This is a genomic window from Aeromonas sp. A35_P, from assembly GCF_002259925.1.
Classification (GTDB): Bacteria; Pseudomonadota; Gammaproteobacteria; order Enterobacterales; family Aeromonadaceae; genus Aeromonas; species Aeromonas dhakensis.
Map to the genome: position 1 here is coordinate 1 of NZ_NEVB01000021.1, position 13,601 is coordinate 13,601.

At 62.1% G+C, this 13,601-nt stretch carries 13 protein-coding genes and 1 pseudogene; 3 read left to right on the forward strand and 11 right to left on the reverse strand.

Features of this window, described 5'->3' with window-relative positions; genetic code table 11:
* Positions 1-982: pseudogene (locus tag CAK78_RS01945) on the forward strand (hypothetical protein); the annotation flags it as partial.
* Between the two features lie 157 nt (positions 983-1,139).
* Here the strand turns inward: CAK78_RS01945 and CAK78_RS01950 are convergent.
* The 10 genes from CAK78_RS01950 to uhpT all read right to left on the reverse strand — a co-directional run bounded on the left by CAK78_RS01950 (position 1,140) and on the right by uhpT (position 10,836).
* Positions 1,140-1,547: a hypothetical protein gene (locus CAK78_RS01950; protein WP_094696173.1), complete on the reverse strand. Its 408-nt coding sequence runs from the start codon at positions 1,545-1,547 to the stop codon at positions 1,140-1,142.
* 217 nt (positions 1,548-1,764) lie between these two features.
* On the reverse strand, positions 1,765-2,895 hold the full coding sequence (locus CAK78_RS01955; RefSeq protein ID WP_094696174.1) for a ribosomal protein uL16 3-hydroxylase: 1,131 nt from the start codon (positions 2,893-2,895) through the stop codon (positions 1,765-1,767).
* 137 nt (positions 2,896-3,032) lie between these two features.
* The gene (gene purB, locus CAK78_RS01960; RefSeq protein ID WP_094696175.1) at positions 3,033-4,403 is read right to left on the reverse strand and encodes an adenylosuccinate lyase; all 1,371 of its coding nucleotides are present in this window, start codon (positions 4,401-4,403) and stop codon (positions 3,033-3,035) included.
* Between the two features lie 122 nt (positions 4,404-4,525).
* Entirely contained in the window at positions 4,526-5,140 is a 615-nt protein-coding gene (gene hflD / locus CAK78_RS01965; protein ID WP_047434253.1) for a high frequency lysogenization protein HflD, read from the reverse strand.
* A gap of 156 nt (positions 5,141-5,296) precedes the next feature.
* A complete protein-coding gene (gene mnmA / locus CAK78_RS01970; RefSeq protein ID WP_094696176.1) occupies positions 5,297-6,403 on the reverse strand; it encodes a tRNA 2-thiouridine(34) synthase MnmA in 1,107 nt (368 codons plus the stop codon).
* Between the two features lie 158 nt (positions 6,404-6,561).
* A complete protein-coding gene (locus CAK78_RS01975) occupies positions 6,562-7,011 on the reverse strand; it encodes an NUDIX hydrolase (RefSeq protein ID WP_441296577.1) in 450 nt (149 codons plus the stop codon).
* Positions 7,012-7,125: 114 nt separating this feature from the next.
* Positions 7,126-8,046 carry a pseudouridine synthase gene (locus CAK78_RS01980; protein WP_094696178.1) on the reverse strand — a complete coding sequence of 307 codons (921 nt, stop codon included), beginning with the start codon at positions 8,044-8,046 and terminating at the stop codon, positions 7,126-7,128.
* 69 nt (positions 8,047-8,115) lie between these two features.
* Entirely contained in the window at positions 8,116-8,883 is a 768-nt protein-coding gene (locus CAK78_RS01985) for a PTS sugar transporter subunit IIA (protein ID WP_094696179.1), read from the reverse strand.
* Positions 8,884-9,189 carry a PTS fructose transporter subunit IIB gene (locus CAK78_RS01990; RefSeq protein WP_094696180.1) on the reverse strand — a complete coding sequence of 102 codons (306 nt, stop codon included), beginning with the start codon at positions 9,187-9,189 and terminating at the stop codon, positions 8,884-8,886.
* A 240-nt stretch (positions 9,190-9,429) separates the two neighbouring features.
* Entirely contained in the window at positions 9,430-10,836 is a 1,407-nt protein-coding gene (uhpT, locus tag CAK78_RS01995; RefSeq protein ID WP_094696181.1) for a hexose-6-phosphate:phosphate antiporter, read from the reverse strand.
* 568 nt (positions 10,837-11,404) lie between these two features.
* Between uhpT and CAK78_RS02000 the strand changes: the two genes are divergently transcribed.
* On the forward strand, positions 11,405-12,343 hold the full coding sequence (locus tag CAK78_RS02000; protein WP_094696182.1) for a LysR substrate-binding domain-containing protein: 939 nt from the start codon (positions 11,405-11,407) through the stop codon (positions 12,341-12,343).
* Between the two features lie 172 nt (positions 12,344-12,515).
* Positions 12,516-13,340, forward strand: coding sequence for an NAD/NADP octopine/nopaline dehydrogenase family protein (locus tag CAK78_RS02005; protein ID WP_094696183.1), 825 nt, complete (start codon positions 12,516-12,518; stop codon positions 13,338-13,340).
* On the opposite strand, the gene CAK78_RS02010 is transcribed toward CAK78_RS02005, so the two are convergent.
* A partial coding sequence (locus CAK78_RS02010; RefSeq protein WP_141214104.1) for a transposase occupies positions 13,298-13,601 on the reverse strand: 304 nt, incomplete at its 5' end. The two genes, CAK78_RS02005 and CAK78_RS02010, sit on opposite strands and share 43 nt — an antisense overlap.

Genomic DNA, 13,601 nt, shown 5'->3' on the forward strand with positions numbered 1-13,601 from the left:
AAGGTGCGATCCACTTGTTCGCACCTTCCCTAGCCACTGGAAGCGCACTCTGGTATGCGCATTCGATGCAAGGACCATGAATACCGATTGGGATTACGTCCAGAGTATCGCCGATCATGACAACCCGATTTATACCCAGCCGGGGGCATTGGTCACCTCCCCGAGAAATGGCAGGATTTATAACTTTGCCAATATTCAGAAGCCAGGCTACGGAAATATATCGAACTTCTTCACTGCGGGAGCCACCACCCCAATCAGTAACTGGCGGCCGGCGAGTGATTTGCAGGCCTGCTGGCATGCCGTCGAGAGTCAGGCAAGCAATAATAGTCGCGCAGCAATATTCGTGGTGCTGGGCAACAACTCAAGCTTTTCCCGCGCCTTCTTGACGTCTCATCTGGAGGATGCCCCGACAAGCAGCAATGAGCTGACGAGTCAATTAAATCTGGAGTGGCAAGAGTATCCGCTGGATGTGGTTGCCATCAATGGCCTTGACGAGACCATGTTCCTTATCTTTACGACCCGGCATATCTATCAAGTGAAAGGTGGGGTAGCCCGCAGGATAATATCTGACTTTGTCGGTCAGCGCGATGCACCGATAACGTCTGGCCTGAATGCACTGGCACTCGGTACCAACGTGAATGTGATCTATCGGTTAGGTGGTCTGCAGGCGCCCGAGACCCGCTACCATTATCTGCTGACCCGGGATGACAATGGTGACTATACCAGCATGAAATTGCTGCGGACCATCAATAATCCCATGCCCTCAGACTCGCCGATTGTTGGCCGGCTGTTCAAGAAAACCAGCGATCTGGTTTCGCGGATGGACTTTATGTATCACGATGGAAAAAGTGGTTATGCGCGCTATGGCGCAATCATGAACAAGACTGATGATGCCTCCTTGTCATTGTACAATGGGGTGGAATTTCAGGTGCCGGACAATGGATTCCGCTCCTTCTACAAGAATGCGTTTATTCCCAAATAACGCAGTGGGCACGCTTTCAGGCGTTCACGTCCTGGGCCATAAAGGACCCGTATCGACTCTTGATGTGTGGAAAACAGGCCATGCCCTTGTCGGCAACACTTAAAAGCCCTCAGCGAGGGCTTTTTTTATGTCATCCCCTTGCGTGTACAGGGCTTGCTCAGGCGCGGGTATCGAGCAGGTTGCCCTTGCGATCCTCGGCCCCCGTCATGCCCGCCAGTTGTTTGCCAAGGGGGCTCTGCCGGTATTGCAGGTAGTCGCCGAGTTGCTGTTGCTGCTGGTGGCGTTCTTCCATCCGGTAGAGATCGACGGCCGTCGGGGCGCTTTTATCATCGCTCTCCTGCCCACTGGCTTGCAGATAGCGATCCACGGCGGCCTTGTCCTGCTGCTGCTCTGTGTAGGAGACGGCCAGAGTGCGGCGGGTGGTCTCTTTCTCCTCCTGCTTCGCAACATACTCATCTTTCTTGTCCAGCGCCTTGTCGCGGCCCTGGTTTAGCTGCTCCGGGGTCAGCTTGGGATAGGCGTTGCCATAACCGGGCAACGGCATGGGACGAGTGCTGATCTGCATGGGATACCTCTCTGCTAAACCTGGCTGCTTGAGCAATGGCCGCATGATACGAGCTTTCACTTGCGCAAAAAAGCATCATCAGGTGTGCCGTCAAGAGTGGGTTCAGCTTCGAAAGCAGGTTGTGGACAAGGCAAGCAGTGAAAGCGCAGCCGGGGTGGCCCGGTCGGCAGCAGAGATAGAAAAGGCGCCCGAGGGCGCCTTCTGTCACCGCGGGGGATCAGTTGAAGAACCAGTAGCCGCGGTTGACCAGTCGGGTCAGCAGCTGCAGGAAACCGGCCTGATCGGCCAGCTCCACCATGTCGGCCTGGGTGACCATGTCCTTGTCGCACAAGAGCGAGATGGCTGCCGCATCCTCGCTCGGCAGGGTCCAGGCTTCGCCGTCGATGTAGCAGGTCTGGCTTTCACCGCTGAACCAGACGGAGCGCAGGCCCGGCACCTTGATGGCGGGCTCGCCCTGGGTCAGCAGGTCGGCCACTTCCTCGGCGCTGTAGTCAGGCTCCACCGGATTGACGTCCAGATCGTGCTTGGCCTCGGAGATCATGGTGCCGAACCACTCCTTGAACAGGGTCTCGTCATCGAGGGCCTGCTGCATCAGCTCACGCAGGCGGTGCAGCTCATGGGGCTGGATCTCGCCGTGGCGGGCACGGGGCTTGAGGTCGGCATCGCCGTAGCGCTCGGTGCGGATCTCGTTGTCGATCAGGTGATCGGCAAAGGAGGAGATAAGCGCTTTTGCGTCGGGCGCACGGAAGCCCACCGAGAAGTTCAGGGAGGGCTCGATGGCGTAGCCCTCGTGGGGGAATCCAGGCGGAATGTAGAGGATGTCGCCCGGCTCCATGATGACGTCGATGATCGCCTCGAACGGCTCGCAGTGCAGCAGTGCGGCGTGGGCGGCGAACTCGTTCAAGGGCTTGGCATCGCCGACGCGCCAGTGGCGTTTGCCCTGGCCCTGGGTGATGAAGACGTCGTAGTTGTCGATGTGGGGACCGACGCCGCCATGAGGGGTGGAGAAGCTCACCATCACATCGTCAAAACGCCAGCCCGGGATGAACTGGAACGGCAGCGCCAGCTCGTTGACCTCGGGGGCCCAGTGGTTGCAGGCCTGTACCAGCACGGTCCAGTTCTCTTCGCCTAGGTGATCGTAGGATTCGAAGGGCCCGTGGGCCGCTTCCCACTTGTTGTTGAAGCGGGTCACCAGGCGCGATTCAATTACCTCTTCCATGGCCAGACCCGCCAGCTCGTCCGGGCTGATGGGATCCTGAAAGTCGGTGAAACCGCCCTTGATGAGGAGCGGGCGCTTCTGCCAGTAGTGCTCGAGGAAGTGAGCGATATCCAGATTGAGTTGGTACATGGTCTTCTCGTGTCTCTGTGAGAGAGGTGTTGCCCAAGACGGGCTTGGGCAACGCCACTCGTGGCCCTGCCTGGGCAGGGAAAACAACAGGGGGCCCTGTGGCTGGCGCCCAGGGCCCCCGATACTCTCTCGCCCGCTTATTTCAGCAGGTCGACCAGACGCTGGGCGTCGCCGATATAGTTGGCCGGGGTCAGCTTCTTCAGCTCAACCTTGACGGCTTCCGGCAACTCCAGGGTGTCGATAAAGGTACGCATCCCTTCGGCGTCCACGCGGCGGCCACGGGTCAGCTCTTTGAGCTTCTCGTAGGGCTTCTCGATGCCGTAGCGGCGCATCACGGTCTGGATCGGCTCGGCCAGCACTTCCCAGTTGGCATCCAGATCGGCGGCCATGGCATCGGCGTTGGCTTCCAGCTTGGAGATGCCCTTCAGGGTCGCCTGATAGGCGATAAGCGAATAGCCCACTGCCACCCCCAGGTTGCGCAGCACGGTCGAGTCGGTCAGGTCACGCTGCCAGCGGGAGATGGGCAGTTTGCTCGCCAGGTGCTGGAACACGGCGTTGGCCAGACCCAGATTGCCTTCGGAGTTCTCGAAGTCGATGGGGTTGACCTTGTGCGGCATGGTTGAGGAGCCGATTTCGCCGGCGATGGTGCGCTGCTTGAAGTGGCCCAGGGAGATGTAGCCCCACACGTCGCGATCGAAGTCGAGCAGGATGGTGTTGAAGCGCGCCATGGCGTCGAACAGCTCGGCGATGTAGTCGTGCGGCTCGATCTGGGTGGTGTAGGGGTTCCAGGTCAGGCCCAAGGAGGTGACGAACTCCTCGGAGAACTGGTGCCAGTCCACTTCCGGATAGGCGCTGATGTGGGCGTTGTAGTTGCCCACGGCGCCGTTGATCTTGCCCAAGATCTCCACTGCCATGATCTGCTTGAGCTGACGCTCCAGACGGTAGGCGACGTTGGCCATCTCCTTGCCCATGGTGCTCGGGGTCGCCGGCTGACCGTGGGTGCGCGACAGCAGCGGCATGTCGCGGTACTCGGCGGCCAGGCGCTTGATCTCGGCAATCAGCTTCTCGCAGTAGGGCTTGATGACCTCCTCGCGGGCAGTCTTCAGCATCAGGCCGTGGGAGTTGTTGTTGATGTCTTCGGAGGTGCAGGCGAAGTGGATGAACTCGCTGACGGCGGCCAGCTCCGGGTTCACTTCCACCTTCTCTTTGAGGAAGTACTCCACCGCTTTCACATCATGGTTGGTGGTGCGCTCGATCTGTTTGATGCGGGCGGCGTCGCTCTCGTTGAAGTTGCTGACGATGCCGTCGAGCAGGGCACTGGCGGCTGCGCTCAGGGCAGGGACTTCCGGGATCCCGGCGTGGCTGGCCAGTTTTTGCAACCAGCGTACCTCGACTTCGACGCGAAAACGCAGCAGACCGAATTCGGAGAAGATAGGGCGCAGGGCATCGGCCTTGTCGCCATAACGACCGTCAATCGGGGAAACAGCAGTCAGCGCGGACAGCTCCATGGGGTGAACTCCTGATGATTGGTGTGGGGGATTCGTATCCACTCGCGCGCGGGCCGGGGGCTATCAAGGCTGATGTGCGGCTGTTCACCTCGTTCTCCCTCTGCCTGTGCGCGAGCCAATGATTAGTAACGCTTGGCCAGTTCCACCATCTTCTTGCGGGCGAAGATGATCTGGGTGCGACTGCCGCCGAGCTGGCGCCACAGCACGCAGGCCCGGATGCCGGCCAGCAGCAGGGCGCGCACCTTGTGCTGCACCAGCGGCTGCTGCAGGAACAGCGGGGTGCCCGCCACCTGGATGCGCGGGCCGATCGGGCTGATGAGATCGCTGTAGATGCTCGCCATGTTGGCCAGGATCTGCTCGTCGAGCAGGTCGAAATGCTGTTGCTGGCGGCCGATCTGGCCGATCCGCTCACCCAGCATGTTGAGAATGTCCTTGCGCTTGGCCAGCTTGCGCTCCAGCGCAATCAGGCTCACCACGTAGCGGGTCAGCTCGGCATTCTTCTGGCTGCCGTCGGCGCCCAGCTGCTCGACCAGGGCGCGGTAGCCGTCGCGAATGGCCAGGTGGGTGTTGTTGAACACCTCGAGCGGCTGGCTCGGGTTGGTCACCAGAATGCTGGAGAGGCTCTCGCGCAGGGCCGCTTCGTCACAGCTGCCGTCGCGGGCCACCTTCTGCACCAGGTAGGCGGCCTGGCAGATGCCGGCAAAGGCCATGGTTCTGTCTTGGAATTTGTCGCTCATATCTTCACAGCCCTGTTCTGTTCATTCACCGGCCGATGCCATGATCCGGCCTGGAAGTTGCCAATCATGTATCGCTGCCTTGTGCTGTTTTTCTTTGTCCCTTCTCCCGTGAGGGGAGAAGGGAGTAGAGCGCGGACGCTTGTGAGCGTCCAGCCCTTACACCGGATGGCTGAAACGCTGCTCTATGATGCCGCCGCCCAGACACACTTCCCCGTCGTAGAAGACGGCAGATTGGCCCGGGGTCACCGCAGCCTGCTTCTCGTCGAAGATGACCCGGATGGTCTCATCGTCGATGGGCTGGATTAGGCAGGGGATATCTTCCTGCCGATAACGGGTCTTGACGGTGCAGCGGCGCGGTTCGCGAATGGGGGTGCGATCCACCCAGTGCAATTGGCTCGCGATCAGGCCATCGGAGTAGAGGCGGGGATGTTCCCCCTGCGCCACTATCAGGGTGTTGCGCTCGACCTCTTTGTCGACCACGTACCAGGCCTCTTCGGTGGCATCTTTGCGCCCGCCGATGCCGAGCCCCTTGCGTTGGCCCAGAGTGTGATACATCAACCCCTGGTGCTCGCCGATCACCTTGCCATCCACGGTTTCGATGGGGCCGGGCTGGGCGGGCAGGAACTTGGCCAGGAAGTCCTTGAATTTGCGCTCACCGATGAAACAGATGCCGGTGGAGTCTTTCTTCTTGGCGGTGATGAGATCCAGCTGCTCGGCGATGCGGCGCACTTCGGGTTTTTCCAGATCGCCGACCGGGAACAGGCTCTGACCCACCTGGGTTTCGCTCAGGGTGTAGAGGAAGTAGCTCTGATCCTTGTTGGTATCCAGACCGCGTAGCAGGCGCGGGCGGCCGGTGCTGTCGTCACGGCGCACATAGTGGCCGGTGGCGATGTAGATGGCACCCAGCTCTTCGGCGGCGAACTCCAGGAACGCCTTGAACTTGATCTCCTTGTTGCACAGGATATCCGGGTTCGGCGTACGGCCGGCCTTGTACTCTTCGAGGAAGTGCTCGAACACGTTGTCCCAGTACTCAGCGGCGAAGTTGATGGTGTGGAGTTTCATCCCCAGCTTGTCGCAGACGGCCTTGGCATCAGCCAAATCCTGGGCGGCAGAGCAGTACTCGTCCGTGTCGTCTTCTTCCCAGTTCTTCATGAACAAGCCTTCGACCTGATAGCCCTGCTGCTGGAGCAGGTAGGCCGAGACGGAAGAATCCACGCCGCCGGACATGCCGACGATCACCTTGATTTGGCTGTTGTCTGTCATTAGTCGAAGTTACCAGTTCGTTTAAACGGGGCGTATTCTACCAGAATTTCGCGCCCCCGGTCACATATCCATGCCGCCGTTCCCATCAGGAACCCGGCAGCAGGAAATCGTTTTTCTTGTCTCGGCCCCACGGCGTCAAAAAGAGCTTCTAACGGCTCTCAGATAAAGGCCTTGAGGGCCGACAGCGGCAAGCGGGTGCCCGCCAGATAGTCCTGAATGCACTGCCACACCAAGGGGCTTCTCAGGGCCGCTTTGCACTCGGCAATCTCCTCCAGGGTGAGCCAGTGGCAGGCCAGCACGTCGCCGTCGGGATCCTCTGGATGGTGCTGACCCGGCGCCTTTTCAAGGTCGAAGATGACGGCGATGCGCACAAAGGTGGCCTCGCTGTCCGCCGGCTTGTAGAGATAGACCCCGAGCCAGGTGGTAGGAGCGGCGGTGAGCCCGGTCTCTTCTTTCAGCTCGCGGCAGGCTGCCTGGATGAGATCTTCCCCCGGCTCCACGTGGCCGGCGGGCTGGTTGAAACGGCGCTGGCCTTTTATCTCCTCTTCCACCAGCAGGAAACGGCCCTGCCAGTGCACCAGGGCGGCCACGGTAAGGCGGGCGGGCAGGGGGGGGATGATCGCTCATTGGGACTCCTTGTCTTGTGTATTGTGCCTTGCTGTGGCACTCGATCAGGTTGTGCCATCTATGTTGCGGCACGCTGGCCAAATGGCTTGCTCGTGTTATTCCGATGGCTTGCTGCGGGCCGGGCGGCGTGCGGTGCCACGGCCGCCGCTGCGATTGGCCGGGCGGGGGCTCGCTTCGCGGCTGTCCCGCTCCTGGTGTTGGGCGTGACGGGCCGGCCGGGCCTTGCTGTTGCTGCCGGTTCCCTGTGGCCTGGCGGCTGTGCGCGGCTTGCCGTGCGTTGCAGAATGCCGTGGTGCTGGTGCCAGCTCGGGAGCGGGCAGGGCGCGGCTCTCCCCCGGTGCCAGACCATCGAGGGTCCACTCCCCGATGGCGTAGCGGATCAGGCGCAAGGTGGGGTGACCGATATGGGCGGTCATCCGCCGCACCTGGCGGTTGCGCCCCTCGATAATCTTGATCTCCAGCCAGCAGGTGGGGATCTCCCTGCGCTCGCGAATGGGCGGGTTGCGCGGCCACACCGCCGGTTCCGCCATGATGCGCGCCCCGGCGGGCAGGGTCATGCCGTCGTTGAGCTCCACTCCGGCGCGCAGGGCGGCCAGTTTCTCCTCGCTTGGAATACCTTCCACCTGCACCCAGTAGGTCTTGGGGGTCTTCTCCCCCGGCTGGGTGAGGCGCGCCTGCAGCTTGCCGTCGTTGGTGAGCAGCAAGAGCCCCTCGCTGTCGCGATCGAGCCGACCCGCGGCATAAATGCCGGGCTCGGTGATGTAATCCTTGAGGGTCTCGCGGCCCGCCTCGTCGGTGAACTGACAGAGCACCATGTAGGGCTTGTTCAACAGCAGCAGCTTGCGATCGGCCGGGGCGGGGGCCGGTTTGCACTCGCCCTCCTTGTCTCTCATGGCGTGTTGCGCCTCCCGGCGTTGGGATGGGCGCGCCGTGGCGGCGGCTCTGCTGGCCGAACGTTCAGCGTTAGGACGGGCGGAGAGGGAGAGACGGGGACGGGCTGATTTCATCGCATGCATACCAAAAACAGAGGAAGGGCGAGTGTACCACAGGGGGCTGTCACGGGCATGAACGACGGGGCTAGCCGCTCAGCCGAGCAGGCCGTCGATGACGATGGCCTGACGGGCGGGGGCGGAGCCGGCGTGCAGCAGCGCCGTACCCACCTGCTCGTCCATCAGTGCGCGGGCCAGCCGGGTGAGGGGACGCAACTGCTCGGGGGGCAAGCCGGCGGGCACTGCGAGCAAAATCAGAGTCTGCACCGGCCCGAGTGCGGAGCCCCACTCGATGGGTTCGCTGCTGCTGAGCAGCGAGAGCGCGGGTCGGCTCATGGCGGGGCAGATGACGTGGGGCATGGCGAGGCCGGGCCGGATGATGGTGGCGGCCAGCTGCTCGCGCGCGGCGATGGCCTGCTCCAGCGCTGGCCTGTCGCTTATCAGCGCGGCGGGCAGCAGATCCACCAGCACCGCCAGCGCCTGGCCCTTGTCGAGGGGGGCCGTGGCATGGCCAAGTTGAGCCAGGGTGAAGCAATAGTCGGGCAGGGCCTGGCCCAGGCGCTGCTCGGCCAGGGCGGCGCTGCCCGGGCGCCCCAGCGGCTGGCCCAGCTCCACGCACCAGCAGGTGAAGGCCATGTGGGCGAGCTCGGCATCCAGCCCCTCGATCAGCAGCAGACAGAGATCGCCGGGCTGGGTGGCCAGGGTGAGCAGGGAGAGCTGGTTGGTCGCCTCCACCGCCTGGCGGCGGGTGACGTTGATGAACTGGATATGGGACTTGAACAGCCCGGCCAGCCGGCTCAACTGCTTGGCCTGGGTGATGGTGAGCCCAAGCCTGCAGTGAAAGGAGATCTCGCGGATCAGCATTCAGACGCCGGGGGCGGCGGTCTTGAGCACGGCCACCGCATCGAGCAGCACCGCCTCCAGCGCCACCTGGTGGATGGGACAGCCGAGGAAGCGATCTTTTTGCTCAATCTCGATGTCGGAGGCGATCAGCACCAGATCGGCGCCGGAGATGTCGCGGGCGGTGAGGATGTTCTCCAGCCCCATGGCTCCCTGGGTTTCGACCTTGATCTTGAGCCCCAGCTTGTCGGCGGCTTTTTGCAGCGCCTCGGCGGCCATGTAGGTGTGGGCGATGCCGGTGGGGCAGGCGGTGACGGCGAGGATCTTCATGGGCTCTCACGGCAAATTCGGGTGGGGCAACAAGATAGCGCCAAGGGGCGGCCTTGCCAAAGGGGCGGAGGTAAAAATGGGATCCCGACTGCGCTCTGTTGAAGGGATGGGCAAGGGGTGAGCGTTTTTGCGGCCCCAAAAGGGACAAACGGGGAAAAAGGGGATAAAAAACGGCCCGCCAGAGGGCGGGCCGAATGCACACTACGGAGTGAAATCTTAAGATAGGGCGGATGCCGGGGCTCAGGCGGACTGGGCAGCCAGGGCGGCGGCTTTCAGCTCCCGCTTGATGCGGCGGATCTTGCGCTCTTCGGCAACCGCGACGCAGGCCATCAGCACCAGACAGGCGGCGGCGGCCATGTCCAGCGCCGCGAAGGTGCCGGTCCAGCCGGTCAGGCCGAAGATGGGGGTGCCGTCGGCAATCATGCCCAGACCCAGTTTGGCGAAGCTGTCACCGATGAGGTAGGCGAAGGTGCCCTTGACGCCATCGGCCACGCTGATCCCCTGCTTGGGCACGAAGCCCACGGCGGCCACGCCGATCAGCAGCTGCGGACCGAACACCAGGAAGCCCAGCAGGAACAGGGAGCCCAGGAACATGAACTGGGTGGTGGCGTGCTGGTAGAGCCCCAGGGTGGCGATGATCAGCGCCAGTGCCACGCAGGCCACCAGACCACGGCGACCGTTGGCCAAGTCAGAGAGGTAACCCCACATCAGGGTACCGACCAGGGCGCCCACTTCGAAGAAGGTAAAGCCCTGGATGGCGATTTCCTTGGAGAAGCCGAGCTCCTGGTGGGCATAGACGGTGGACCACTGGTCGATACCGATGCGCACCACGTAGAGGAAGATGTTGGCGAAGCAGAGCAGCCAGATCACCTTGTTGAGCAGCACGTACTTCACGAAGATCTGCCACTTGGTCAGCTTCTGCTCTTCGGTGGCAACGTCTTCTTCGCTCGCCACTTCGTCAAACAGCTCTTCCACCTTGCCCAGGCCATAGGCTTCCGGCGAATCGCTACCAAAGCGCAGGCCAACAAAACCGACGATCAGCGCGATGATGGAGGGGAAGATGAACATGCCGAGCACGTTGCCATCGAACAGGTAGTTGGCACCGAACAGCGCCACACCGGCCGCACCGGCGCCGCCCACGTTGTGGGAGAGGTTCCACATGCCCAGATAGGTGCCGCGCTTGTTGCGGGGTGTCCACTTGGTGATGGTGGAGTAGCTGCAGGAGCCGCCACAGCTCTGGAAGAAACCGCTGGCCGCGTAGAAGAAGATCATCAGGTAGAGGCTGAAACCGGTGCCGCCCATGCTGGCACTGAAGCCCAGCATGCAGAGGGAGGAGAGGATCAGCATCAGCGGCAGGAACTGCTTGGTGTTCTTGCCATCGGCATAGTAGGAGACGATGGTCTTGCCCACCCCGTAGGTGATGGAGAAGCCAAGGCCGATCATGCCGAGCTCGGTCATGGAGAGACCGTACTCCTGGATCATGTCATTCTGCGCAATGTTGAAGTTCTTGCGGATCAGATACATGGTCAGGTAACCGATGAACACAACCAGATAGGATTGCATAAACGGTTTGAACCAGAGCTTGCGCCGGGCTTCGACCGGCAGGTTCAGGGTGGGGACCCGGACCTGTTCGAGCAGTTTAAACATCTTCGTTCATCCTCTGCGAGATAGACGCTGTTTCCGCCGCGTTCCACCCTTTTTGATTGGAGTTGGAGGTCACGCCACGGAAAGAACAACAGGAAGCGGGCGCGATGCGCGGCGAGCCCCTGTCGATTGAACCCATGCCCGTCCCTTGCGCCATGGCGCGGGTCGGGTAACCACATCAGGTAGCGTGACTTTAATGAGGCGCGCTGCAAATGGCGTGAGAGCCATCCCTAGGGGGGGTAGGAAAATTTCCTAGTTTGGCGGGATCCGGCCGCGAAGCGTGAAGAGGATCACAAGCCGGCGTCGTACAGCAGAGGTGAACGGGCTCTCTCGAACCCGACAAATAGACGAGGCCACCCGCAGGTGGCCTCGTCCGCTCTGGCTGGCGCCGGCGACGGGAATCCGGGCGCTTGCCCGTGCCTGCTGGTACATCCGCAAAGCAGGGCCCGATCAGGCTTGTCATCGTCGTGGTGGGGCGAAGAGTGGGGCTGCGCCCAAAACGGATCGAGCAACATGGTGTCATTTTTCCCCTTTTGATAGGGTGCCACTCTTTGCAATCCCCGAGGCCGCCATGAAGCTTTCACAACTCAATGCCTTTCGCGCCATCGTCGAGTGTCAGACGGTGACCGCCGCCGCCGAGCGCCTCAACCTGAGCCAGCCCGCCGTCAGCCGCTTGCTGATCGCCCTCGAGAGTCGCCTCGGCTTCACCCTGTTCGTACGCAAGAAGAATCGCCTCGAGCTCAGCGACGAGGGGCAGGCCTTCTATCTGGAGGTGGCCCGGGTGTTCGAGGCGGTGGCCGGGCTGGATCACGCGGCGGACGCCATTCGCACCCGCCATTTTGGCTCCCTCAACATCGCCGCCATGCCACTGCTCTCCAACGCCTTCTTGCCCCGGGTGGTGGCGGGTTTTCTGCGCGATAGCGAGGGGCTCAAAGTGGGACTCAAGACCTACCGCTCCGAAGAGGTGCTGCGCCGCATCCAGAGCCAGACCACCGACATCGGCGTTGCCTTCGTGGAGGGGAGCTGGCCCGGGGTGCAGGCCCAACGGGTGAGCTGCGAGAGCGTCTGCCTGCTGCCGGCGAGCTCCCCCCTGGCGGCGCTGACGGCGCTGGATGTGGCCGATCTGGCGGATCAGCCCCTCATCCGCCATGAAAAGGATCCCCAGCAGCGCCGGCTCGATGCCCTGTTGCATCGCTATGGGCTCACCACTCGCCAGCAACTGGAGGTATCGCTCGCCAGCACGGCCGCGGCCCTGGTGCGCGAGGGGGTGGGGATGGCGGTGACCGACCCCTTCACCGCCACCCTGGCCTGCGAACAGTCGAGCCTGGTGATGCGCCCCTTGCGCTTCTCCTTGCCGTTCGAGTTCGACATCCTCTATCCGGGGCTCAGGCCCATCCATCGCCACGCCGAGCAGTTTGTGGAGCGCTTCTGGCTGCTGGCCGACGAGCTGGGGATCCTGCTCCATATCGGCGCCATCCGCGAGCTGGGGGATGCGCCAGATCACAGTTAGCCGCGCTCGTCTCGCTCAGCGGGAATACATTTTTATTATTGTTTTTCAGTGAGTTGTGTCGATCTGTTGCGCCACCATGCGCTTTTGGCATGGTGCCCACCGCCTTCGTCATTGGAGGGGCAGGATCCTGCGCTCCTACTCTGGGTCCTCACCCATGAGGAGGAGTGCACACATGCGAGTATCGATCTTCGGCTCGGGCAACGCCGGGCTGACGGCGGCCTACCACCTGACCCAGCAAGGGGCGAGCGTCTGCCTGTTTGGAGCCGAGGGGTATGATGCCCCCCTGGACGAGATTGCCGCCGTCGGTGGCATCCGCGCCCTGGCAGAGCATAACGGGGTTGCCCTGACCTACGCCGGCTTTCAAGCCGTCGATCGCCTCACCCGCCGGGTGGAGGAGGCGGTGGATTACGCAGACGTCCTGATCCTGCCAGTTCCCTCCTTTGCCCAGGAGCCCCTGTTTCGCCAGATGCTCCCTCACCTGCGCAGCGGCCAGCTGATCCTGCTGATGCCGGGCAACTATGGCTCTTTGGTGCTCAAACGCATTCAGGAGGAAGAGGGGTATGGCCAGCTCGATCTCACCTTCGTCGATGCCATTTCCATCCCCTGGGCGACCCGCATCGTCGGCCCGGCCGAGCTCGCCATCCTCGGCATGAAGCGCTTCCTGCCCCTCGCCGCCCTGCCGGCGAGCCGCACCGACCAGGCGATTGCCCGGCTGCAACCGCTGATGCCCCTGCCCCTCACCGCGCTGCCCAACGTCATCAGCGCCGGACTTGAGAACATCAACTTCGGTGGCCACCCCCTGTTGACCACCCTCAACATGGGGCTGCTCGAGAACTTTGGTGGCGAGTTCAACTACTACAAGGACTGCTGTTCCCCGGCCACCGCACGCGCTGCGGCGGCCATGGATCAGGAGCGTCTGGCGGTGGGGCAGGCGCTGGGGCTTAGGCTGCGTTCTCAAAATGCTGGTTTTCTGTCCACCAATAGTTCCCGTAAGTAACGAAGGCAGAAAGCCAGCTTGATAAAAGCAGCAAAACTTCCCGCCAGCTTTTCATACCTCGTTGAGAATCGGCGAAACTTCTTCAGCCATCCGAAGCACCGTTCGACCACATTTCTCCTACGATAACGAGCTTTGTCTAACACCAGTGGACGTCCCTTATGGTGCCGTTGCTGGTCGCTGCGTTGCGGGATAACCGCTTTTATCTTTCTGCGCCGGAGTTCTGCCCGCAGAGCCCTGCTGCTATAGGCCTTATCTGCGGCA